The organism is Hartmannibacter diazotrophicus (genome assembly GCF_900231165.1).
Taxonomy (GTDB): Bacteria; Pseudomonadota; Alphaproteobacteria; order Rhizobiales; family Pleomorphomonadaceae; genus Hartmannibacter; species Hartmannibacter diazotrophicus.
In genome coordinates this window covers 498,118-520,374 of the sequence record NZ_LT960614.1, presented here as the reverse complement: position 1 = coordinate 520,374, position 22,257 = coordinate 498,118, and the positions used below count along the sequence as shown (strand labels likewise).

20 protein-coding genes are annotated in these 22,257 nt (G+C 63.6%); 12 read left to right on the top strand and 8 right to left on the bottom strand.

Annotated elements, in window-relative coordinates; translation table 11 throughout:
* The first annotated feature begins 29 nt into the window (after window positions 1-29).
* Both HDIA_RS02380 and HDIA_RS02375 read left to right on the top strand, forming a co-directional pair.
* Window positions 30-1,247 carry an efflux RND transporter periplasmic adaptor subunit gene (locus tag HDIA_RS02380; protein WP_099554010.1) on the top strand — a complete coding sequence of 406 codons (1,218 nt, stop codon included), beginning with the start codon at window positions 30-32 and terminating at the stop codon, window positions 1,245-1,247.
* Between the two features lie 179 nt (window positions 1,248-1,426).
* A complete protein-coding gene (locus tag HDIA_RS02375) occupies window positions 1,427-4,639 on the top strand; it encodes an efflux RND transporter permease subunit (RefSeq protein ID WP_099558668.1) in 3,213 nt (1,070 codons plus the stop codon).
* Window positions 4,640-5,021: 382 nt separating this feature from the next.
* On the opposite strand, the gene HDIA_RS02370 is transcribed toward HDIA_RS02375, so the two are convergent.
* The gene (locus HDIA_RS02370; protein ID WP_099554008.1) at window positions 5,022-5,507 is read right to left on the bottom strand and encodes a cupin domain-containing protein; all 486 of its coding nucleotides are present in this window, start codon (window positions 5,505-5,507) and stop codon (window positions 5,022-5,024) included.
* Between HDIA_RS02370 and HDIA_RS02365 the strand changes: the two genes are divergently transcribed.
* Entirely contained in the window at window positions 5,485-6,228 is a 744-nt protein-coding gene (locus tag HDIA_RS02365; protein ID WP_157775160.1) for a TetR/AcrR family transcriptional regulator, read from the top strand. The two genes, HDIA_RS02370 and HDIA_RS02365, sit on opposite strands and share 23 nt — an antisense overlap.
* Window positions 6,229-6,411: 183 nt before the next feature.
* Window positions 6,412-6,828 carry a YybH family protein gene (locus HDIA_RS02360; RefSeq protein WP_099554006.1) on the top strand — a complete coding sequence of 139 codons (417 nt, stop codon included), beginning with the start codon at window positions 6,412-6,414 and terminating at the stop codon, window positions 6,826-6,828.
* Between the two features lie 186 nt (window positions 6,829-7,014).
* Here the strand turns inward: HDIA_RS02360 and HDIA_RS02355 are convergent, their stop codons facing one another.
* From HDIA_RS02355 to HDIA_RS02345, 3 genes are all read right to left on the bottom strand, one after another.
* Window positions 7,015-8,022, bottom strand: a complete 1,008-nt coding sequence (locus HDIA_RS02355) for an aldo/keto reductase (protein WP_099554004.1) — start codon at window positions 8,020-8,022, stop codon at window positions 7,015-7,017.
* 28 nt (window positions 8,023-8,050) lie between these two features.
* Window positions 8,051-8,347 carry a putative quinol monooxygenase gene (locus HDIA_RS02350; RefSeq protein ID WP_099554002.1) on the bottom strand — a complete coding sequence of 99 codons (297 nt, stop codon included), beginning with the start codon at window positions 8,345-8,347 and terminating at the stop codon, window positions 8,051-8,053.
* A gap of 72 nt (window positions 8,348-8,419) precedes the next feature.
* Window positions 8,420-9,226 (bottom strand): type 1 glutamine amidotransferase domain-containing protein, encoded by an 807-nt coding sequence (locus tag HDIA_RS02345; protein ID WP_099558666.1) that lies wholly within the window; start codon window positions 9,224-9,226, stop codon window positions 8,420-8,422.
* A gap of 129 nt (window positions 9,227-9,355) precedes the next feature.
* On the opposite strand from HDIA_RS02345, the gene HDIA_RS02340 reads away from it, so the two are divergent.
* Window positions 9,356-10,261 (top strand): LysR family transcriptional regulator, encoded by a 906-nt coding sequence (locus HDIA_RS02340; protein WP_099554000.1) that lies wholly within the window; start codon window positions 9,356-9,358, stop codon window positions 10,259-10,261.
* Between the two features lie 207 nt (window positions 10,262-10,468).
* Here the strand turns inward: HDIA_RS02340 and HDIA_RS02335 are convergent, their stop codons facing one another.
* Window positions 10,469-10,837, bottom strand: coding sequence for a response regulator transcription factor (locus HDIA_RS02335; RefSeq protein WP_099553998.1), 369 nt, complete (start codon window positions 10,835-10,837; stop codon window positions 10,469-10,471).
* An 81-nt stretch (window positions 10,838-10,918) separates the two neighbouring features.
* Entirely contained in the window at window positions 10,919-11,551 is a 633-nt protein-coding gene (locus HDIA_RS02330) for a response regulator transcription factor (RefSeq protein WP_099553997.1), read from the bottom strand.
* Between the two features lie 224 nt (window positions 11,552-11,775).
* Here HDIA_RS02330 and HDIA_RS02325 point away from each other — a divergent pair, with 224 nt between their 5' ends.
* The 3 genes from HDIA_RS02325 to HDIA_RS02315 all read left to right on the top strand — a co-directional run bounded on the left by HDIA_RS02325 (window position 11,776) and on the right by HDIA_RS02315 (window position 15,759).
* Window positions 11,776-12,375 carry a helix-turn-helix domain-containing protein gene (locus tag HDIA_RS02325; protein WP_099553995.1) on the top strand — a complete coding sequence of 200 codons (600 nt, stop codon included), beginning with the start codon at window positions 11,776-11,778 and terminating at the stop codon, window positions 12,373-12,375.
* A 142-nt stretch (window positions 12,376-12,517) separates the two neighbouring features.
* Complete coding sequence (locus HDIA_RS02320; protein ID WP_099553993.1) at window positions 12,518-13,627, top strand: NADH:flavin oxidoreductase/NADH oxidase; 1,110 nt, start codon at window positions 12,518-12,520, stop codon at window positions 13,625-13,627.
* A 161-nt stretch (window positions 13,628-13,788) separates the two neighbouring features.
* Window positions 13,789-15,759: a PAS domain S-box protein gene (locus HDIA_RS02315; RefSeq protein WP_162292599.1), complete on the top strand. Its 1,971-nt coding sequence runs from the start codon at window positions 13,789-13,791 to the stop codon at window positions 15,757-15,759.
* A gap of 79 nt (window positions 15,760-15,838) precedes the next feature.
* Here the strand turns inward: HDIA_RS02315 and HDIA_RS02310 are convergent, their stop codons facing one another.
* Both HDIA_RS02310 and HDIA_RS02305 read right to left on the bottom strand, forming a co-directional pair.
* Window positions 15,839-16,489 (bottom strand): alpha/beta hydrolase, encoded by a 651-nt coding sequence (locus HDIA_RS02310; RefSeq protein WP_099553990.1) that lies wholly within the window; start codon window positions 16,487-16,489, stop codon window positions 15,839-15,841.
* A 67-nt stretch (window positions 16,490-16,556) separates the two neighbouring features.
* Window positions 16,557-17,486, bottom strand: coding sequence for a VOC family protein (locus HDIA_RS02305; protein ID WP_099553988.1), 930 nt, complete (start codon window positions 17,484-17,486; stop codon window positions 16,557-16,559).
* Window positions 17,487-17,614: 128 nt separating this feature from the next.
* Between HDIA_RS02305 and HDIA_RS02300 the strand changes: the two genes are divergently transcribed.
* The 4 genes from HDIA_RS02300 (at window position 17,615) to HDIA_RS02285 (ending at window position 22,172) form a co-directional block, all read left to right on the top strand.
* Entirely contained in the window at window positions 17,615-18,514 is a 900-nt protein-coding gene (locus HDIA_RS02300; RefSeq protein ID WP_099553987.1) for a LysR family transcriptional regulator, read from the top strand.
* A gap of 450 nt (window positions 18,515-18,964) precedes the next feature.
* Complete coding sequence (locus tag HDIA_RS02295) at window positions 18,965-19,852, top strand: helix-turn-helix domain-containing protein (RefSeq protein WP_099553985.1); 888 nt, start codon at window positions 18,965-18,967, stop codon at window positions 19,850-19,852.
* Complete coding sequence (locus tag HDIA_RS02290) at window positions 19,839-21,050, top strand: helix-turn-helix domain-containing protein (RefSeq protein WP_245884127.1); 1,212 nt, start codon at window positions 19,839-19,841, stop codon at window positions 21,048-21,050. Before HDIA_RS02295 ends, HDIA_RS02290 begins: the two co-directional genes overlap by 14 nt.
* Before the next feature lie 213 nt (window positions 21,051-21,263).
* Window positions 21,264-22,172: a helix-turn-helix domain-containing protein gene (locus tag HDIA_RS02285; protein ID WP_099553983.1), complete on the top strand. Its 909-nt coding sequence runs from the start codon at window positions 21,264-21,266 to the stop codon at window positions 22,170-22,172.
* Window positions 22,173-22,257 lie beyond the last annotated feature (85 nt).

Below are 22,257 nucleotides of genomic sequence, written 5' to 3'. Positions count from 1 at the left end.
CCCCTTGCGGCCGTCGAGGAGATCAGGAAATGACAGTCTTCAATCTTCGCCGGCTCGCCGCCGGCACCGGTCTCGCCGTGATCATTGCCGCTGGCTCCGCCACCGCGATCATCGACGGGATCGAAGGCGCCAAGGCGGAAGCCGCCAACGCCGCCGTCGCGCCGGCGGCCGTTCCCGTTTCCGTCGCGACGGTGGAAACGCAGGACGTAACCACCTGGCAAGAGTTCTCCGGCCGCCTCGAGGCGATCGACCGGGTCGATGTCCGCTCCAGGGTGGCCGGGGCGATCCAGTCGGCGAATTTTCGCGAAGGAGCGCTCGTCAAGAAGGGCGACCTCCTGCTGCAGATCGATCCGGCACCTTTCCAGGCGGCCGTCGCCGCGGCGAAGGCCGAGGTCTCAGCCGCGGAGGCCCGCGTCGAACTGGCCAAGCTGGAACTCGACCGTGGCCGCAAGCTGATCGAGAACCGGACCGTTTCCCAGAGCGACGTCGACCAGCGGGCGAGCGCCTATAACGAGGCGACCGCGAACCTGCAGGCGGCCCAGGCCGCCCTGCAATCGTCGCAGCTTCAGCTCGGCTATACCCGCATCACCGCTCCGATTTCCGGCCGGGTCGGCAAGCTGCAGATCACCGTCGGCAACCTCGTCGCCGCGGGTGCCGCTTCCCCCGTCATGACGACGCTGGTGTCCGTCGATCCGATCTATGCCAGCTTCGACGTCGACGAGAAGGTCGTCAGCCGGGCTCTCGCCGAACTCGGCGCCAGCGATGCCGCCAACCGTCCGGTCGAGGACATCCCGGTGGAGATCCAGACCGACGCCTCGACGCCGCCGATACGCGGACGGCTGCAGTTCATCGACAACGAGGTCGATACAGCCAGCGGCACCGTGCATGTCCGCGCCGTCTTCGACAATCACGAAGGCCTCCTCTTTCCGGGCCAGTTCGTTCGCGTTCGCGTCGGCCAGCCGAAGCCGACGCCGCAGGTGCTGATCAGCGAACGCGCCGTCGGCACCGATCAGGATCGCAAGTTTGTCCTGGTTGTCGGCGCCAACGACACGCTTGCCTATCGTCAGGTCGAACTCGGCGACTGGGTCGACGGCCTTCGTATCGTGACGAGTGGGCTGAAGGCGGGCGACCGGATCGTGGTCGACGGACTGCAGCGCGTGCGTCCGGGTGCGGTCGTCAGTCCGCAGACGGTCGCCATGGCCTCGCTCAGCGAAGCCGCGACGCCAACGGACGTCGCCGAGCAGTAACCGGCCGGCGCCCCGGCGCCGGCATTTTCCCATTCTCCATCAGACGTTGGCGCGGGCACCCGCTGCGGGCGTGAGACCGCATTTGCCCTCGCCGCTCTCGATACTTGAACTGGAACGCCTGAACTTTGGACGATCTCGTCCGGATGGACGGCGGGCCGGCCCGGAACAGGGGCATCTCCATGAACATTTCACGATTTTTCGTCGATCGGCCGGTCTTTGCCGGCGTGCTTTCGATCCTCATCCTCGTTGCGGGTCTGCTTGGCCTTCGCGCGCTGCCGATCTCCGAATATCCGGAAGTCGTGCCGCCCTCGGTGGTCGTGACCGCGCAGTATCCCGGCGCCAATCCCAAGGTGATCGCGGAGACGGTGGCGACCCCCATCGAGGAAGCCATCAACGGCGTCGAGGACATGCTCTACATGTCGAGCCAGGCGACGACCGATGGCCAGATGACGCTAACGGTCACCTTCAAGCTCGGCACCGATCCCGACAAGGACCAGCAACTCGTCCAGAACCGCGTCTCCCAGGCCGAGCCGCGTCTGCCGGAGGAGGTGCGCCAGCTCGGCGTGACGACCGTCAAGAGCTCGCCCGACCTGATGATGGTCGTGCATCTGCTCTCGCCGGACGGACGCTACAGCCCGACCTACCTGCGCAACTACGCCGTCCTCAACGTCAAGGACCGCCTTGCGCGGATCGAGGGCGTCGGCCAGGTGCAGGTCTTCGGCTCGGGCGACTATTCGATGCGCATCTGGCTCGATCCGGAAAAGCTCGCGCAGCGCAATCTTGCCGCCAGCGATGTGGTCAACGCCATCCGCGAGCAGAATGTCCAGGCGGCCGCAGGCATCATCGGCGCTTCGCCCGGCGCGCATAATCTCGACCTCCAGCTGTCCGTCAATGCCCAGGGACGCCTTGAGACCGCAGATGAATTCGGCGCCATCATCGTCAAGACCGGGGCGGACGGACAGGTCACGCGCCTGCGCGACGTCGCCCGGGTCGAGCTCGGTGCGTCCGGCTATTCGCTGCGCTCGCTGCTCGACAACAAGGATGCGGTCGCGCTTCCCGTCTTCCAGTCCCCCGGCTCCAACGCGATCCAGATTTCCGACAATGTCCGGCAGGTCATGAACGAGTTGCAGCAGACCATGCCTCAGGGTGTGCAATACAGCATTGTCTACGACACGACCCAGTTCGTGCGCGCCTCGATCGAGGCCGTGGTCCACACGCTGCTCGAAGCCATCGTGCTTGTCGTGATCGTCGTCATCCTGTTCCTGCAGACATGGCGCGCCTCCGTCATCCCGCTCATCGCCGTGCCGGTCTCCGTCATCGGCACCTTCGCGGTCATGTATGCGCTGGGCTTTTCCATCAACGCGCTGTCGCTCTTCGGCCTGGTGCTGGCGATCGGCATCGTTGTCGACGACGCCATCGTCGTCGTCGAGAATGTCGAGCGCAACATCGAAGCGGGCCTTTCGCCCCGCGCCGCGGCCCATCAGGCCATGCGGGAGGTGTCGGGGCCAATTGTCGCCATCGCCCTCGTCCTGGTGGCGGTCTTCGTGCCGCTCGCCTTCATCAGCGGGCTCAGCGGCCAGTTCTATCGCCAGTTCGCCCTGACGATCGCAATCTCGACCGTGATCTCGGCCTTCAACTCGCTGACCCTCTCGCCGGCGCTCGCAGCCTTGCTGCTGCGTGGCCACGACGCGCCGAAAGACTGGCTGACACGGGCGATCGACTGGCCGCTCGGCTGGTTCTTCCGAGGCTTCAACAAGGTCTTCGGTCACGGATCGAACGCCTATGGCCGGGGCATCGGCGGTCTCCTTTCCTTCAAGACGGTTGTGATGGGCGTCTACCTGCTGCTCGCAGGGGCAACGTTCTTCATGTTCCAGACTGTTCCGGGTGGCTTCGTGCCGAGCCAGGACAAGCAGTATCTCGTCGGTTTCGCCCAGCTTCCGGACGGCGCCACGCTGGACCGCACGGACAAGGTCATCCGCAAGATGAGCGAGATCGCCATGGAGGAACCCGGCGTCGAGCACGCCGTGGCCTTCCCCGGTCTCTCGATCAACGGGTTCACCAACAGCTCGAACGCCGGCATCGTCTTCGTGACGCTGAAGCCCTTCGATCAGCGCAAGACGCCGGATCTTTCCGGCGGTGCGATTGCCCAGTCGCTGAACCGCAAGTATGCCGCCATCCAGGAGGCCTATATCGCCATGTTCCCGCCGCCGCCCGTCCAGGGTCTCGGCACGATCGGCGGTTTCAAGCTGCAGCTCGAGGACCGGAACGGCCTTGGCTACGCGGCGCTCGACTCGGCGACGAAGGCGTTCCTCGCCAAGGCATATCAGACGCCCTCGCTTGCCGGCCTCTTCTCCAGCTACCAGATCAACGTGCCGCAGCTCTATGCCGATCTCGACCGCACCAAGGCGCATCAGCTTGGCGTCTCGGTGACGGACGTCTTCGACACGCTGCAGATTTATCTCGGCTCGCTCTATGTGAACGACTTCAACCGCTTCGGCCGGACCTATTCGGTCCGCGTTCAGGCCGACGCGCCCTATCGCTCGCATCCCGACGACATCGGCCGGCTGGAGGTGCGCTCGCAGAGCGGTGAAATGATCCCGCTCTCGGCGCTCATGAAGGTCGTCCCGACGGCCGGCCCGGAACGCGTGACGCGCTACAACGGCTTCCTCGCGGCCGATATCAACGGCGGCCCGGCTCCCGGATACTCTTCGGGCCAGGCCCAGGCGGCCATAGAGCAGATCGCCGCGGAGACGCTGCCGAAGGGCATCGGCTTTGAATGGACGGACCTTACCTACCAGCAGATCATCGCCGGCAGTTCGGGCTACATCATCTTCCCGCTCGCCGTGCTGCTGGTCTTCCTGGTGCTGGCCGCCCAGTATGAAAGCCTCGCCCTTCCGCTCGCGATCATCATGATCGTCCCGACCGGCCTGCTGGCCGCCCTTATCGGCGTCTGGCTGACCCACGGCGACAACAACATCTTCACCCAGATCGGCTTCATGGTGCTGGTCGGCCTGTCGGCGAAGAACGCGATCCTGATCGTGGAATTCGCCCGCGAGCTGGAATTCACGGGCATGTCGCCGAAGGAGGCCGCGATCGAGGCAAGCCGTCTGCGCCTGCGCCCGATCCTGATGACCTCGATGGCCTTCATCATGGGTGTGGTGCCGCTGGCGCTCTCGACCGGCGCGGGCGCGGAAATGCGCTCCGCCATGGGCGTCGCGGTCTTCGCCGGCATGATCGGCGTGACGGCCTTCGGCATCTTCCTGACGCCGGTCTTCTACGTCGTGATGCGCCGCCTGACCGGCAATCGGCCCCTTCGCCATTCCGGCGAGACGACCGTCGTCGCGCCAGGATCGGAGGGCCATGCGCCGATCGGACAAGAAGGCGTTGCCTGACCGGGGTGCGTCGCCGGATCGAGTGAGAGACACTCCGGCGACGCAGCCTCGACGCAAATCCAGACGTATCCGGCAGGTGCGTTCGTGACCTGACAATCGAAAGGGGAAAAATCCCCTTTCGATTTTATGGCTGAGTGCTGCACTTAGCTTCCGGGAGGATCTTGTCCCGTTTCGGCGAGTGGCAGGGCACAAACCACGAAATTCAATTCGCTCAAGCGAGCCGACGTCGATCACTCAGCCCCTTATGCTTGAGTGACCAACGTGGGGCCGACAGCAGACCGTCCAGCTTGATCAGGTGCTCGCTTGACCGAACATTGAGGTCGCAACTCCCCGGAGTTTTTGCCCGGGAATCTTCATTGCCCCTGTGGCCAGTTCCTCACCGTCACTCGGGCATGGGGCCCAAGATGGTCAGGTTGTACTTCTCGGCCACCTTCAGCAGCATCGGCATCGCCTCTGGGCCCGGCGGCGGCGGCGGAACATCGCTGTAGGGCTGACTCAATTCGCGCACGAAGTCGGCGAAGTGCGGACCGGAGGTCATCAGCAAGATATGCGCCGTCTTGTCGCCGATGACGCGGAATCCATGCGGCACGCCACAGGGGCCGAAGCCGAAGGCGCCTTTGCCAAGAATTACCTTCTCTTCGCCCACAATGACTTCGATCTCGCCATCGAGAACGAAAAACATCTCGTGCTCATCGTTGTGGACATGCCAAGGCGATGCGAACCCGATCGGGATCTTTTGCTCGATGACGCTGGCGTTGCTGTCGCTGTTCTCCTTCGCAGCGCGGACCCAGGTGGTCAGGCCGAGGAACCAGATCGGATCGGCGATCGGTGCGCGAGTGGCTGCATTGGTCAGTGTTGCGCCGTTCATTCCTCATCTCCATGTGGACGGTCGGTTTGCAGCCGACTATATTAATGGAACAATTATTTCGCGAAGTGATTATTTCGCGAATTTAGCGTTCTGTCAATTTGGTAAAATCATGTCGAGACAATACACTATGGGGAAGCGGGCGGCGTCGCAGGTGGAGACGCGCGAGCGAATTGTCCAAGCAACCATGGCGCTGCACGACGAAAAGGGCATTACCCACACCTCAATCAACGACATCGCCGCACGCGCAGGCCTTGGTGCTGCTACGGTGCTGCGACATTTCCCGGACACCAACGCGCTGGTGACAGCTTGCGGGCAACACGTGGCCGCCGAAATGGCGCCGCCAGACCCTGAGGATGCGCCCGAACTCTTTGCTGGGCTTTCGACGGCGGATGAACGGCTCGGCAAACTCGTGCGTGAACTGCATGCCTTCTACGAACGCGGGCACGTGCGGATCGAAATCGCCGAGCAGGACCGTTCAAGGGTTGAGGCGCTGGATCGGTTTCTCACGATGCTCGACGATGGCCGCAGAGCGCTCCTGCGCGCCGCTATGGCGCCTGACGATCCGGATGACGCGTTGATTGAAGCGCTTATGGCACTGAGCAGCATCTGCGTCTGGAAGTCGCTTCGCGACAGCAGGTTTGCACCTGACGTGGCGGCTCAATTCCATACTGCCATCCTGCGTCGGGCGGTTGACGCTCTGATCGATGCAGGGTTTGTCTGACAACAGCGCATGCCGCCAGAGCACCGCGTATGTCGGACATCCGCATGTGCCTTGGCCTCTCCTATCCGTACCGGTCCATTCGACAACGCGTCGGCCAGTCTCCATATTGACAGATTGATTATTTCACGAAATATATATTTCGCGAAATAATCACTCACACAGATTGTTCGAGCGGAGACCGTGATGACTGAACGATACGGAAATGCGGACCAACTGCGTTCGATCGACAAGATCCGCGACGATCACGTGATGGCGCTGAACTCGGGCGATGCCGACGCTTGGGTGGCGCAGTTCGCCGACGATGGCGTGCAGATGCCGCCCAATGCCCCGGAGAACGTCGGCAAGACGCAAATCGGTCAATGGTCCGCCGGCTTCCTGAGCACCTTCAAGGTGCAGTTCGAACTTGATGTCGACGAGGTGCGGGTCATCGGGGATTGGGCATTCGAGCGGGGCGACTACGTGATCGGCCTGAATCCTGTTGCGGGCGGGCCGTCGATGGGCGAACGCGGCAAGTACATCACGATCTATCACTATGGCGACAGAAATGGCTGGAGGATCGCCCGGGACATCTGGAACAGCAACAATCCCCTGTCCGCGTAACGAAGCCTGCCTTCGGCCTGCGGATCATGCCCAGGTCGAAGGTTGCGGTCCAACGTCTGGGTGGAGCAATCATTCAGCCGCTGCATTTCAGCGACCAATATGGCCATGGCTTCAAGCCCGAGCCATCCATAGACCGACTGCGGTGCCCTGCTTATTGGGACCGCAGTCCACTCGGCTGGCGGCGGCTCACACAGGCAGAGGCGCATCCGGATTGACGAGACCAGCCGTCCGTATCTCGCGCCAGAAGTCTGCAGGGATAGTCTCCCTCAACGCGGCGCTGTCTTCCGCGATGCGGCCGGGTCGGCTCGCGCCGGGAATCACCGCAGCCACCGCCGGATTGGCGAGAGAAAACTGCAGGCCGGCAGCCTTCATGCTGACACCGTGGCGGTCGGCTATGGCCTTTATGTCGGCCACCTTCTTCAGGATGGCAGGTGTCGCAGGGGCATATTCGAAGTTTGGACCGCCGACCAGGGCGCCGGAGCTGTACGGCCCGCCGACCACGATACCGAGACCGCGCTCGGTGACCATCGGCATCACCCGCTGCAGTGCCTTGTCATGATCGAGCAACGTATAGCGACCGGCCAGAAGGAAGGCGTCGGGCCTCGGTTCATCGAGACCCAATAGCAGTTCGATCGGCTCGACACGGTTGACGCCCAGACCCCAGGCCTTGATCACACCTTCGTCGCGCAACCGGTCGAGCGCCTTGAAGGCGCCGTTGCGCGCCTCCTCGAATTTTTCGAGCCAGCGATCGCCCCAGAAATCCTGGGCAATGTCGTGGACGAAGGCGATTTCGATGTGGTCTGTCTTCAGGCGCTTCAGGCTGTCTTCAATCGAGCGCAGGGTTGCGTCGGCGGAGTAGTCGTTGACGATCTTGTTGGGACGGCCGTGCTTGAACACGTCGCCTTTCTCGCCAAGATCGCGGGCGCTGACATCCTCGATTTCGTCAAGGATGACCCGGCCCACCTTGGTGCTGATCACATACTGATCGCGCGGCTTGCCAGCGAGGGCTTCGCCCATCCGGATTTCCGCAAGACCGGCGCCATAGAACGGCGCGTTGTCGAAATAGCGAATGCCGTCATTCCAGGCGGCATCCACGGTCGCCAGCGCCTCGTGTTCCGGAATGTCGCGAAACATGTTGCCGAGCGGAGCCGCGCCAAAGCCGAGCCTGCCCGGCAGAATGTCCTTGATAGCCATTGTCCTGTCCCTTGTCTGGATCGTCGGATCACGCGACCCGCGCCGCGTCGAGCACGAGTGCCGTGCGTTCGGCGAGATCATTGATCTTGGAGAAATAGTGCTTGAAATGCGGGGTCTGGCGATGGGCCGCGACCGCGCTGTCGTCGGCATAAAGTTCGTCCAGCACGAAGCGCGTGGGGTCGGACTGATCGCGCCAGACATCCCAGCGCAGATTGCCGGGCTCCGACCGGCAAGCCTCAACCATGCCGAAGAGAAGCGCCTGCAAGTCATCGGTCCTGCCCGGTCGGGCCAGGAGAACGGCCATGACTTTCACGGGAGTTGACATGAGCTTGTTCCTTTTACTCGTCTTGGGAGGTGGGGTTCGGCCAGGTCCGAACCCCGTCAGGTCTCTTCGAACCTAAGCGGCCCTTGAAGCCAGGGAGCGGTCGAGTGCCGCCACGAACCTTGCGGCCAGAGGAACGTCGGAACGAGGATTCTGGCCAGTGATCAATTCGCGATCCTCGATGACGTTCGGCTCGAAATTGACCGTTGTCGTGATCACTTCGCCGCCAGCCGTCTGCAGGGCGTCAACCATGTAGAAGTGGAGTTTGGCGTTGAGGATATTGTCCTCGACAATCGCTTCCTCGCTGTTGGAGAAGACGGTCATCCGGTAGCCGGCATACTGCCAGCCGCTGGCCCATTCCCTGGCCTTGTCGGTCGCACCGGCGATCAGTGCCGCGCGGAACTCGCGGGCATTCGGCATGGCGGCGGCGACCGCCACCGGGCCATGACAGAGAAGCGCGGTGGGCTTCGCCCTTTCATGGAAATGGCGAAGGATTTCACCGACATCCGGGTCCTGCATCAGGTCGACGACGGGAGCATGCCCGCCGGGCACGAAGACGCCGACATAGGTGTCGAGGCCTTCCTCGACGACCGAACGCAGTGTGCTTACGGCGTTCATCGCCGGGTCTTCGGCATAATAGGCTCTGGCCCGTGCGTAGGCTGCCTGATCACCGCCGAAATGGTCGGCACTGTCGGAAACCTCATCGATCTGCGGCTTGGTGCCGTTCGGTGTGGCGAGAACGATCTCGTAGCCGGCGGCGGCGACCGCCATCGCGGGAATGACCGTTTCGTTGAGATACTGGCCCGTGGCGCCGGTGCGCCCGCCCTTGATCTCAATGCGGGTGGCGTTCGATCCAATTAAGAGGACTTTCCCCTTGCTCATTTCAATCTCCATCAAGTTCGTCTGCATGTTGGTTGGCATCCGTTTGGGATGACTCCATCCTGCCGCCGAGCCATTTATTTTGGAAATTTATTTGTTCTATTTCAGTTATTCACATGACATTATAACTGGATGCGGTATGACCTGAATCTCCTCCCCGTTTTCGTGGCGCTCATGGAGGAGCGCAACGTCACCCGGGCTGCCGAACGGCTCGGGATCACGCAGCCGGCGCTGTCGAATGCGTTGGGCCGTCTGCGCGAGACGCTGCGTGACCCGCTCTTCATTCGCGAGCGTTACGGGATGCGGCCGACGCAGCTTGCGGAAGAGATGGCGCCGATGATCGAGGCCGCTCTCGCCCAGTTCGACGATCTGATTCTCGGTCAGCAATCTTTTGACCCGGCCGGGGCGACACGTCTCTTCACGTTTGCGTCGAACAGCTACGTGGAGTTCATCCTCCTGCCCTCGATCATCGCGCGGCTGCGGGAGCGCGCCAAAGGCATCAGACTTCGTCTCCTGCCTTACGGCAGCGATCTGACGGAGACCGGCGCGATGTCGGGCACCACCGAGATGGTGCTTGGCCGGATCGTCGATCCGCCGGACAACATGGTCGTGCAACATCTGATGGACGACGGCCTTGCCTGCGTCGTCCGGGCAGGACATCCGCTGATCGGCGATAGCATCTCGCGCGAGCAATACGCAGCGATGCTGCATGTCAACGTCTTGCCGCCCGGTCGGTTGCGAGCGGGGCTTTTTCAGGCTCTGGAAAAGCAGGGACTGAAGCGGGAGGTCGCCGTTTCCGTCACCCACTTTCTGTCGGTGCCCGAAGTGATCGCTGTCACCGACTATTGCGCCACGTTACCCCGCCTCGTTTGCAAGGCTCTCACGAAAGACCCGCGATTGAAGATCCTGCCCACGCCGGTTGACCTGGGCACCTTCCCCGTCGAAGCCGCGTGGCACGTACGCTATCGCCAGGACCCAGCGCATCGCTGGCTGAGAGCGCTGATCGGCGAGATTGCCAGAGACGTTTCAGAGCAATGAGGGAGATTGAATCGACGTCTGGTCGGCGGCAACCGTATCGCGACATTCAAGTGCGGGGAGACGGGCGTTGTTCTCAACTGCCGTCTAGCTCAGCAGCAGCACGCTCAACCGACGCCTGACACGAACTACGGCATGCCTGCGCAGTTCGTCGATGGCGACGACCGCGGGCCGCCATGAAACCATGCCGGCAAGAGAGAGCGGCAAGGATCAGGAGAGCGTCTGCCTGATCCAGGACAGCAGCGCCTCGGCCTGGAAGGGCTTTTGCAGCACCTCGACATCGCCGCCGAGGCGCCGGCCGATCACTTCGTCGGCGAAGGCCGTGATGAAGATGAGCGGCGTGTCGATGTTGCGCGAGCGCAGCAGCGCGTGGAGGTCGAGGCCGCTCATGCCCTCCATGTGGACGTCGGAGACGATGCACGCGAACGCGCGGGCGCAATCGCAGGCGAGGAACTCTTCCGCGGAGACGAAGGTCCGCACCTTGAAGCCGAACGACCGCAAGAGGCTGCTCGTGCCGCGACGAACGGATTCCTCGTCGTCAATGATCGCAATGATCGAATGCGTTTCCAACGCAGACATACCAATCTCCGGACAAGCCGGTGCCTTGAGAACTTGTCCCAACCTACGCCTTCCGGGCGAACTTCAAAATCATACAGGAGTTTATCGGACCGAATTGTCCTGCCTGGAGAGCCCCAGCGCTTCCGCCATCCGGACCAGATCGGCAAAGGTCTTGGCCATCATCTTGCGGCTGATCTTGCCGCGATGAATCTTGACCGTGATCTCGCTGAGGCCCAGTTCTCCGGCAATCTGCTTGTTCATCAGGCCGGCCGTCGCCATGGCCATGATCTGCTTCTCGCGCGCCGACAGATGGGCGTAGCGGTCCCTGATCTCGACGACGGCCTTGTCGGCGTTGCGGGCGGCGACATCCTTGGCCACCGCCTCCCTCACCGCATCGAGAATATCCTGATCGCGGAAGGGCTTGGAGATGAAGTCGGCAGCGCCCGCCTTCATGGCCCGGACCGACATCGGAATATCGCCGTGGCCGGTGATGAAGACGATGGGCACGCTGACGTTCCGCTCCGCAAGCCACTGCTGGAAATCGAGGCCGCTGCTGAAGGGAAGGCGCACGTCGAGGATGAGGCAATTGGCGTCGGCAAGGCCGCCAAAATCGCTCAATTCCTGCGTCGAGCCGAAGATCTGGACGGAATAGCCCACCGAACGAAGCAGGCTGTCCAGCGATTGGCGGACGAGGGCTTCGTCATCGACGACGAGGACGAGCGGACTGTCTAGCATGTCCCGGCATTCCGGGAGGGCCGCGTCGGTTTCATTGTCGGACCTGAGGCATCATACATGGCGCGACCGTAGGAAGAGCGAGGCTTTCCGGCAAGTATACCGAGGTATGCCTCCATAAGACCGATGTCTGCCGAAACACAATGACAGTAGGATTTCGGCGGTGGGTGGAGCCCAGCACAATGGAGCCTGTTCAAGCCATTCTGGCAGGTTTCAGGAGATCAAGGATGCCCACCAACGCTCTGACTGTCGACCCCCGGACTTCGCGCTTTCAACTCACCGACATCGACGGAGCCACGTCGTCGGAAGTCTCGCGGCTTCTTCTCGGGGCCATGACCTGCATCGAGCGCGACGAGGCATCGGCCATCGATCTCGTCAGAAAGGCCTCCTCGCTGCTCGGCGCCCAGGGGAACGGCAATGGCACCGGCGCACGCGTCGCCTCCGGCGGTCTTGCCCGCTGGCAGATCAAACGCGTCGAGGCTCATATCGAAGACCGAATCTCGCATTCGATCTCCGTCGACGAACTCGCGCGCCTTGCCAACCTCAGTACGAGCTATTTCTCGACAGCCTTCAAGGTCAGTTTCGGCGTTTCGCCCCACACCTATGTCGTGCGGCGGCGCGTCGAGCATGCGAAGGCCCGTATGCTGGAGACGAACGCTCCCCTGTGCGAGATCGCGCTCGACTGCGGCATGGCGGACCAGGCTCACCTTTCGCGCGTCTTCCGCCGCATGACCGGCGCGACGCCGAGCGCCTGGCGTCGCCATCGCCTTCTCGCCAAGCCGGCGCAAGCGAGCGAAACGGCCGAAACGGCCTTGAGGACCGTCTGATTTCCTTTCCGGACGTCGGGCGGGCGTTCGTCATGCCCTTGTCGGCCTGGCCCGCCCCTCGTACACAAGGTCGATACCGAACCGGCCTGCAACGCCGAGGCGGCAGGCTCCAGACTGTTCGGTTCGGCAAGGGAGATCACGGATGAGTGCCACGCGACTGTTCTCGCCCTTCAAGGTCGGCGGACTTGACCTTCGAAACCGCATCGTGATTGCCCCGATGTGCCAGTATTCCGCCGAAGACGGCGAGATGACCGACTGGCACCAGATGCATCTCGGCAATCTTGCCCAGTCCGGCGCGGCGATCCTGACGATCGAAGCGACGGCCGTCAGTCCGGAAGGCCGTATCTCCCACGCGGACGTCGGCCTTTATTCGGACGGCTGCGAGCGCGCCATGGGCCGTGTCCTCGATTCGGTCCGGCGCTGGTCCGACATGCCGATCGCCGTCCAGCTCGGCCATGCCGGACGCAAGGCATCGAGCCAGCGTCCCTGGCTCGGCGGCGGCCAGCTGCCGCCGGACCATGACCTCGGCTGGAAGACGGTGGCCCCGAGCGCCATCGGTTTCCAGGAGACGTATGATCCGCCCGAAGCGCTCGACGCCGACGGCCTCGATCGCCTCCGCAAGGCTTTTGCCGATGCCACCAGGCGTGCCGCCGCGCTTGGGCTCGACGCCATCCAGATCCATGGCGCGCACGGCTATCTGCTGCACCAGTTCCTCTCGCCGCTTTCGAACACCCGGACCGACGCCTACGGCGGCCCGCTGGAAAACCGGATGCGCTTCCCGCTGGAGATCTTCGAGGTGGTCCGGGAGGCCTTTCCCGCCGGCAAGCCGGTCACCATGCGGGTCTCGGCCTCGGACTGGGCTGACGGCGGCTGGGACGTCGAACAGACCATCGCCTTCGCCAAGGCGCTGGAACGGATGGGCTGCGACGCGATCCACGTGTCGAGCGGCGGCCTTGCCAGCCACCAGCAGATCGTCATCGGTCCCAACTACCAGGTGCCGTTTGCTCGCGCCGTCAAGGCGGCGGTGAGCATCCCCGTCATCGCGGTCGGCCTCATCACGGAGTTCGAACAGGCCGAGGCGATCCTCACCATGGGCGATGCCGACCTCATCGCACTTGCGCGGGCGATCCTCTACGATCCGCGCTGGCCATGGCACGCGGCGGCCCATTTCGGCGACCATGTGGCAGCGGCGAACCAGTATCTGCGCTGCCAGCCGAGGCAATACCGTCACCTTTTCGACCAGTCGGGCTGAAAAGCGCCAGTCGCGCGGATCGGTCAATCTGTCGGGCGAGGCGTTCTCTTGAGCGTGCAAAGCAGGAGACTATCGTTCAATATCAGCGAACGCCGGTCGACAAAGAATCGATCTTTGATCGTTCCATGAGCGGTCCAGAGACGCGAAGGCGGGAGCAAGAGGTGGACAAGCGGCCTGCCAGTCACTGGCGCGGAACGCAGGGGAACAAGGGCGCGGGCCGCCCCCGCGATGCCTACCGGATTCTTGCCGCCGTCACCTTGTCCGGCGTGATCTTCGCCATCGACAGCCTCACATCGCTGCGCAGCGCGGTCGCCGTCCTCTACGTGGTCGTCATCGTTCTGGCCGCCGATGTCGGCAAGCGCTCCTCGATCATCATTGCGTCCGCCGGCTGCGCCGCATTGACGATCGGCAGCTACGCCTACGTCCACGGGCTCGACGGCGAGGATCAGGCGCTTCTCCGGTTTCTCTTCAGTCTTGCCGCCAATGCGGTGATCACCGTCCTGCTGCTTCGCCGGCGCAGCGACCTGCAGATGGTGGAAGCCCAGGCGCGCCTCCTCGAAGTGACGAGCGATGCCATCTTCGTGCGCGACGCGGAAGGACGGATCATCTTCTGGAACACCGGTGCGGAGACGCTGTTCGGCTGGCCCGCCGAAGAGGCCCTCGGGCTGAAGGCGGAGGAGATCCTCGACGTGACCTTCCCGGCCTCGCGGTCCAAGGCCGAGGCGGAACTCGACGAGCGCGGCCAGTGGGAAGGGGAATGCCGGATCAGGGCGCGGGACGGACGCCATGTGGACGTTTCCACCCGATGGTTCGCCGAGCAGGGCCTGCGCGACTATTCCAGGGTCGTGCTGGAGGCCAGCGTCGACATCACCGCGCGCAAGGCGTCGGAGGCGGCGCTCAAGGCCAGCGAGACCCGCTACCGGACCATCTTCGAGACGCTCGCCGTCGCGATCCTCGAGCACGACTTCTCGGCGGTGAAGGCCGATCTGACCGCCCTGCGCCAGCAGGGTATCGGCAATCTCAGGCGGTATCTTGCCGAACATCCCGAGTTTGTCCGCGCGGCACGTGAAAAGGTGCGCATCACCGACGTCAATCCCGCAGCTGCGAAAATGGTCGGCGCCACGTCCAAGTCCGAGTTCTTCGAACGGCTGGACGACTTTCTTTCCGACGACAACAGGTCTTTCGCCAACTGTCTCATCGCGCTCGATGAAGGGCAGCCGTTCTATCAGGCGGAGGCTGTCGTTCGCAGCCTCGACGGAGGAACCGTCCCCGTCATCGTCCTCCTGACCTTTCCGCGCGGCGAGGAAGGCTTCGATCGCGTCCTCGGCAGCATCGTCGATATCTCCGAACGTCTGAGGTTCCAGGAAGCTCTCGATGCCTCGCGGAGTGAACTGGAGAATGCATCCCGCGCCGCGATGATCGGTGAAATCTCGGCCTCGATCGCCCATGAGGTGAACCAGCCCCTCGCGGCCATCATGACTTTCGTGCAGGCGGCGCAGCGGTGGCTGAACCGGGAAGACCCGGACCTCGACGAGGCAAAGTTCGCGCTCAATGAAGCAGTCAACGCCACCGAGCATGCCTCGGCCGTCGTCAGGCGGGTGCGCATGCTGCTTGGCAAGGCGAAATCGCAGGACAGCGAGGTCGCCTTCGATGACGTGATCAACGACGCCGTTCGCGCGAAGGAGAGCGAGCTATCCGACAACGACGTGGCGGTGAAACTCGATCTGAAGACCGACGGCATCCAGATCAACGGCGACCGCATCCTGCTGCAGCAGGCCTTCATGAACATCATCGTCAATGCCATCCAGGCGATGGAGGCAACGCCCGCCGACCGCCGGTCGCTGACGATCTCGGCCAGCGCGGACGGGTCGGCGCTCTGCGTGAGATTCAGCGACAGCGGGCCGGGCCTCTCCGAGGGGACCAGCGCGGAAGGCCTTTTCAAGGCCTTTCAGACGACAAAGCCGAATGGCATGGGGCTCGGCCTTGCCATGTGCCGGTCGATCGCCACCGCGCACAACGGCAAGATCTCCATCGGCAACAGGGACGATGGCCCGGGAGCGGTGATCGAACTTCGCCTGCCCCACACGCAGACGCGATCGGCGGAAGCCGGTCCCGATGCCGGGAAGCAATGACCCGGCCAGCCCGGCAAACGCATGAAACCGGCCGATGCGATCATGCACCGGCCGGTTTCATCCCGGCAAAGCGGGCGTTCTAGGCGACGCGATTGGCCGTGGGTTTGCGGACCTCGGCCGGCGCCTGCGCGGTCAGGAAGGTCCTGAGGGCGGCCAGTTCGTCGGCTCGGATCTCGTGCCCGCCGTCGTGATACTGAAGAGTGACCTTGCCGTTCTGGCTCTTCAGATAATCGGCCAGCCTATCCGTATAGGGCACCGGCGCGATCGGATCGCGGCGACCCGCCGTGATCAGGATCTCGCTCTCCGCCAGCCCGGGATTGTCGGCCGGCTGCCAGGGGATCAGCGGATGCAGCAGCGCCGCACGGTCGAAGAGGTCCGGATGCTTCAGGATAACGGCGGCGAGAATGTTGGCGCCGTTCGAATAGCCGAGACCGTAGACCGGGCTGTCCGGATGGGCTGCCTTGTGAGCCGCCACGAAGCCGGCCATCTTCTCGGTCCGCTCGGCAAGGTCGGCCATGTCATAGACGCCCTCGCCCGTGCGCCGGAAGAAGCGCAGGGCGCCGTGTTCGGAAACGTCGCCGCGCGGCGACACGAGCCCGGCATCGGGGAGAATCTGGCCGACGAGTTGGGCGAACTGATGCTCGTCGCCGCCGGTTCCATGGAAGGCGAAGACAAGCGGCGCGCCGCTCGCCGGGGCCTTGGTCAGGGTCTTGTAGGCTGAGATCGACATCGTGTGAAACTCCTTCTCGCGGGGCCTTCCGGCCCCGCGCCATGAGGAAATGAAGTGGCTACACCGGTCAGTCCGTGATCGGCTCGAGCAGGCCCTCGATGTGGCTGCGGTGCGGCTCGTAGCGGGTCGGCAGCTTCAGCGCCTCGCCGAGATGGGCCGTATCCTCGTCACGCGAGAAGCCGGGCTCGTTGGTGGCGATCTCAAAGAGGACGCCGCCGGGCGTGCGGAAGTAGATCGCCCAGAAGTAGTCGCGGTCGATGACCGGGGTGACCTGGTAGCCGGTGTCGAGCAGCGCCTTGCGGACTTCGAGCTGGGCCGCCCGGTCCTCCACCGCGAAGGCGATGTGATGGACGGACCCCGCGCCGAGCCGCGCGACATTGGCTCTCACCGTCTCGACGTCGACGAAGTCGGCGCCGTTGCCGCCGGGGATCACGAAGCGGGACCAGTTGTCCTTCTTGTCGGCCTCCTGGTAGCCCATGAAGCCAAGAAGCTCCTTCGTGGCGCCCGGATCGCTCACCCGAAGGCTCGCGCCGTGGAAGCCGCGGATCGCCTCGGCCTCGCTCACGCCGGCATGATCCCAGCCGGTGCGGGCGTCCCCGTCCACCTCGACGAGGGAGAAGGCGTCATGGTCGGGACCGTCGAAATGCAGGTGCTTTTCGCCGGCGATCTCGCTCTCGCGAAGGCCGGCCACGCCCTGCGCCTCCAGACGCTGCTTCCAGAAGTCCTGAGACCCCTTGGGGATTGCGAAATAGGTCTCGCCGACCTCGCCGGTGCCCGGACGCCCCGCCGCGATATGCGGGAAGGGGAAATAGGTCATGACGGTGCCGGGGGTTCCGATCTCGTCGCCATAGTAGAGGTGATAGACGTCGGGGGCGTCGAAGTTGACCGTCTTCTTGACGCGCCGCAGCCCCAGCACCTTGGTGAAAAAGTCGCTGTTCTGCTGGGCTTTCGCGGCCATCGAGGTCACGTGGTGCAAGCCCTTGATCTGCGTAAGCATGGCTCAGTGTCCTTTCGTTGGGCGCCGCGGGGCGCCGTTGCTTCGGACACAAAGATGGCTCCACCGATCACGAATATTAATAGGCATAATATTGCACATATTATTGCATTCAGTGTAATTATTGCACCATGAGCGAACTCACCCACATCCGCGTCTTTCTCGCCGTCGCCGAACAACGCAGCTTCGTTGCCGCGGCCCGCCAGCTGGCGATGACCGCCCCCTCCGTCACGCGCGCCGTCAACGCGCTGGAGGAGCAACTGGGCCTGCAGCTTTTCCTGCGCACCACGCGGCAGGTGTCGCTGACGTCGGCGGGAGCGGTCTATGCCGCGCGCCTGGGGCCGCTCGTCGCCGCCTTCGATGAGGCCGCCGAAGAAGTGCGTGCGATGCACGACGACGCGTCGGGGCCGATCCGGATCAATGCCCCGCTTTCCTTCGGGCAACAGATTCTGCCGGACATCGCGACGGACTTCCGCGCCGCGCATCCAAAGGTCACGCTGTCGCTGTCCCTGACGGACCGGTTCATCGACATCTTGACCGAGCCCTATGATCTGGCGATCCGCATTTCAGGGCCGCCGAAGGACAAGTCCACGATCTGGCGCAAGATCTGCCGGGTTCGCCGCGTCATGGTCGCCTCGCCGTCCTACCTGGCGATCCACGGCACACCGCAATCGCCTGAGGACCTCGACCCGCACGCCTGTCTTGCCTATGACCCGGATGCCCTGAGCGAAACGTGGGATCTCACGGGCGAGGGTCGAACGCGCAAGGTGCGCGCGGCCGGGCATTTTGCCGGCAACAATGGCGAACTCATTGCCCGGATGGCCGAAAAGGGCGAGGGCATCGCGTTGCTGCCGCTGTTCATCGTGGAAGAGGCACTCGCTGCCGGAACGCTGGCGCAGGTGCTGCCGGGCTGGGAGGCGCCGGAGCTTTGGCTGACGCTCTACTATCCGCCCTACGACCGGCTTCCGATCCGCGTCGCGAAATTCTCCGACTTCTTCGAAGACTACGTGACCCGGATCAGGCCGCTTTGACAGAAGCCGTCCGGTCATGACAACCGCGCCGGCTCCCTTCCCCGCCGGCCTCGGCAGCGGCGGAGCGCGCCAGAACACGGGACAACCCCGGAGCACACCGTCGGAACTAGTCTAGCCGAGCATTGCCCCGTCCGGTTTTCGTCTCTCGCACCGCAGGATTTTGTGTTTTGATGAAATCTGCCCAATTCGCCACGTGAAGTGACGCGTCAAAAATGCAAAATGAAGGCGTGCGGTGCAATCATAGCCGGTTGAAGCGTGCTCACTCTCCTCATGCGGGCTGCCGGGATCGGCCGAAGGACCTGGGCGAGGCACGGTTTGTTTTGAAGGGCGGGTGGCAGGCCGTCCGCCCCTGCGACACACGGACCGGCGGGCCAACAGGGCAGCAGGCCGGCATTTGATCGTCAGGACCTCAATGACTGCGGGACGTTCGATTTGCGTGACGAGCTAGCAATGGAAGACTGTTTCGGCCCGCTCTTCGGGCTGACGAATGCGCCTTTCCTTTGCGTGCGGCCGCTCGATGGCGCGGGATTCTCGATGACCCGTCTCCAGTATCGGCATCACGGCCCGAGCGGGCGCGAATTCTCCCTGCCCGCGATGAACGCCTACCTGCTGATGCTCTATCTGCAGGATGCCTATCACTGCGACCTTGCCGCCGACGGCACGACGACGCCGGTCAGGCGTTTTCGCGAGGGCAGCCTGTGCATCATCGACCTCAGCCAGGGCGCCTCGTTCCGCCTTCACAGCGACCTCAACTCGATCGCATTCTGCCTGCCGCACGATCTGCTTGAGGAAGTGACCGAGTTGCCGAAGTCTCCGCCTCCGGCCGCGCTCAGATGCCGGCGAGGCGACGACGACGATGTCATGCGCAATCTGGCCGCGTCTCTCCTGCCACTCATCGACGACCCCGACGAAATCGCCCGGATGACGGTGCGCCATGTCGCCGTCGCGATCTGCGCCCATCTCCTGCAACGTCACGCCGAGGCGCACAGGAGGGCCGGCGGACGGGAACCGCTTTCCATCTGGCAGGAAAAGGACGCCAAGGACTTCATCATCGGCCATTTCGCCTCCGACCTTCAGATTGCCGATGTCGCGGCTTCGATCGGCCTTGCGCCCGGTCCTTTCACGAGGGCCTTCAAGGCCGTCACCGGCGTGACGCCACACCGCTGGCTGATCCGCTACCGCGTCGGGCGCGCGCGCCGACTGCTGGCCGAGGCGGCCTTGCCGCTCGACGACGTCGCCCGGCGATGCGGCTTTGCCGACAAGGTGGCGATGACACGCGAATTCGTGCGCGAAACGGGCCGGATGCCCGCAAGCGCCGGGGATCATGGGCTTCATTGAAGACAGGCAGGAGCTGCGCGAAAACAGTCACTTAATACACTGCGCCGATCAGATCCGGTTTCCGGGACGGGTGAATCGGGCTACAGTCGACGCCTGCCGCAGGATGCGGGAGGCGCCCCGATCTTCCGGAAGAGCGTTCTTGCGATCCGGCGCGCTTTCGCCCCGGCTTCGCCGTTCGAAGCGGCAGGCGGCGACCAACAAACACGTGCTGTCGCGAAGACATCATGTTTCTTCGCCATTTCATGACGGGAAGGCCCTCCGGACGGCCTCGAACCAGCAGGGAAGCATTGCATTGGAGCAGCCGGCGATCGTGCAAACCATTCTCTCGGTCAGTGCATCGGACATCATGATCACACGGACCCACGGGGCCGGTCCTGAGAGCGCGTCGGAGCGCGCCCTGCCGCGCGCGGACGCCTATGGGGTTACCGTTCAACTCCGCAGTCTTGACGACCACAAGCTCTGGAACAACGGGCGGCTTGTCGGCAAGGGACCGTGCAAGCGGGGAGCGCTGGCGATTGCCGATCTGCGGCAGAAGTGGGACGTCTGCCACCTTTCGCCTTACGACGAGGTCCAGTTCAAAATTCCGTTTGCCCGTCTGGAGGCCTTCGCAAAGGACGCCGGGCGTCCTGAATATGTGGGCCTCGCGTGCCATACCGACGTTCTCGACGGCGTGATGCTCGGGCTCGCCCGCGCCCTGTTGCCGGCCCTCGAGGCGCCCGAAACCGCCAACATGCTCTTTGTCGAGCAGATCAACCTGGCGATGCTGACGCATTTGACGCAGAGCTACGGCGGCCTGCACTTCTCGTCCCAGAGCCGAGGCACCCTTGCCCGGTGGCAGGAGAAGCGCGCGACGGACATTCTCGTCGCCCATCTCGACAAGCCGGTTTCGATATCGACGCTCGCCGACGCGTGCGACCTGTCGCGCAGCTATTTCATCAAGGCTTTCAAGGAAAGCTTCGGGCGCACACCCCACAGGTGGCTGACGGAATACCGGGTCGCCAGAGCAAAGGCGCTGCTGAGGCAGGATATCCCCCTCGCCGAGATTGCGCTGATATGCGGCTTTTCAGACCAGAGCCACTTCAGCCGGGTCTTCACCGCCATCGCCGGCGAGACGCCCGGACGCTTCAGGCAGCTTTACGGCATGGATGAAAGCGCCGACTGGCCTGGCTCCGGCCCGGAGGAGCATCTCTGCCGTTGATGCGGGTCCGTAGAATCACTTGCATCGACGGGCGCCTCACGCTTTAATTCGTCCGACAAAAAAGCTGCCGACCGCATGTCCGGTCGGAGGGTCTTTTTTCTCGGTCGGGTCAACCGCGTTGTCTGGCGGACGCTCGTTCAGATCGGGCGACCGCCGCACTGATTTTGCCATCACTGCTTCAGGTTTTTCGTCGACTTGCCAGGGAATACGCCGGTGCCTGCGCAAACGAGACATCCAGATGCCGCCCCGAAGCGGGACTCGCTGGGCTGTTCGCTGAGCAAGCTCGATCGCGACCAGACCGTTGCCAGCCGCAACATCACCTTCCACCACAAGTCGTCCCTGCAAGGGGCACCTGGACAGGTGACCATGCCGGCGACCGACCGCGGCTTCCTGATCGGGCTTTCGACCCAGGCCGGCCACAGGCGGAGGATCTTCAGGGAACACCACGCCGAGCAGTATGACTTCGAGGCCAACGGCGTCTACGTCCGCCCGTTTTCCGACTCGTACAAGGCGGATCTCGGCGGAACGTTCGACTTCATCCTGGCCGAAGTCACCTACCCCGGCCTGTCGCGCATCGCCGATGAAGCCGATGCCGCACGCGTGACCGAGCTCAGGCAGACCGATCTTGGCAAGGACGACGTGCTCGGCGGCCTGCTCGGCGCCCTCTTTTCCTCGTCCATCGGCCCCATGGACAGAAGCGCCCTCTTCGTCGACCAGCTTTCGGTCGCGATCGGCATTCACCTGCTTTCCCGCTACGGAAACGGCCCGGTCGCAACACCCGGCCATCGCCGGATGTTTTCCTCACGCCAGAAGGCACTGGTGCAGGACATGCTGCAGGCGAACATGAGCGGGGATGTGTCGGTCGCCGATCTGGCCGAGGCTTGCGGCATGGCGCCGGCCGCCTTCATGCAGGCGTTTCGCGACACCTTCGGGCAAACGCCGCATCAGTTCCTGACGCAATTGCGCATCGCGCGAGCCTGCGATCTGCTGATGGCACCGTCCATGTCCCTCAAGGACGTTGCTCTGAAATGCGGCTTTTCGGACCAAAGCCACTTCACGCGCGGATTTGCCAAGGCAACCGGCACGACGCCCGGCGCCTGGCGGCGCGAGCGGATCTCCTGACGGATTTCCAGCCATCAACCGCCCTCATGCCGGGCGACGGCGAAAACCCATCAACCTGTTGTTTTTGAAATTTTTTCCCTGAGCC

Coding starts and splice junctions, on each gene's coding strand:
- HDIA_RS02290 (WP_245884127.1), top strand. CDS start 19,839: ATGGGCTTCATTGAAGACAGGCAGGAGCTGCGCGAAAACAGTCACTTA.
- HDIA_RS02305 (WP_099553988.1), bottom strand. CDS start 17,486: ATGCTTACGCAGATCAAGGGCTTGCACCACGTGACCTCGATGGCCGCG.
- HDIA_RS02330 (WP_099553997.1), bottom strand. CDS start 11,551: ATGCTAGACAGTCCGCTCGTCCTCGTCGTCGATGACGAAGCCCTCGTC.
- HDIA_RS02320 (WP_099553993.1), top strand. CDS start 12,518: ATGAGTGCCACGCGACTGTTCTCGCCCTTCAAGGTCGGCGGACTTGAC.
- HDIA_RS02355 (WP_099554004.1), bottom strand. CDS start 8,022: ATGGCTATCAAGGACATTCTGCCGGGCAGGCTCGGCTTTGGCGCGGCT.
- HDIA_RS02380 (WP_099554010.1), top strand. CDS start 30: ATGACAGTCTTCAATCTTCGCCGGCTCGCCGCCGGCACCGGTCTCGCC.
- HDIA_RS02345 (WP_099558666.1), bottom strand. CDS start 9,226: ATGAGCAAGGGGAAAGTCCTCTTAATTGGATCGAACGCCACCCGCATT.
- HDIA_RS02375 (WP_099558668.1), top strand. CDS start 1,427: ATGAACATTTCACGATTTTTCGTCGATCGGCCGGTCTTTGCCGGCGTG.
- HDIA_RS02340 (WP_099554000.1), top strand. CDS start 9,356: ATGCGGTATGACCTGAATCTCCTCCCCGTTTTCGTGGCGCTCATGGAG.
- HDIA_RS02360 (WP_099554006.1), top strand. CDS start 6,412: ATGACTGAACGATACGGAAATGCGGACCAACTGCGTTCGATCGACAAG.
- HDIA_RS02295 (WP_099553985.1), top strand. CDS start 18,965: ATGGAAGACTGTTTCGGCCCGCTCTTCGGGCTGACGAATGCGCCTTTC.
- HDIA_RS02325 (WP_099553995.1), top strand. CDS start 11,776: ATGCCCACCAACGCTCTGACTGTCGACCCCCGGACTTCGCGCTTTCAA.
- HDIA_RS02350 (WP_099554002.1), bottom strand. CDS start 8,347: ATGTCAACTCCCGTGAAAGTCATGGCCGTTCTCCTGGCCCGACCGGGC.
- HDIA_RS02310 (WP_099553990.1), bottom strand. CDS start 16,489: ATGTCGATCTCAGCCTACAAGACCCTGACCAAGGCCCCGGCGAGCGGC.
- HDIA_RS02370 (WP_099554008.1), bottom strand. CDS start 5,507: ATGAACGGCGCAACACTGACCAATGCAGCCACTCGCGCACCGATCGCC.
- HDIA_RS02300 (WP_099553987.1), top strand. CDS start 17,615: ATGAGCGAACTCACCCACATCCGCGTCTTTCTCGCCGTCGCCGAACAA.
- HDIA_RS02335 (WP_099553998.1), bottom strand. CDS start 10,837: ATGTCTGCGTTGGAAACGCATTCGATCATTGCGATCATTGACGACGAG.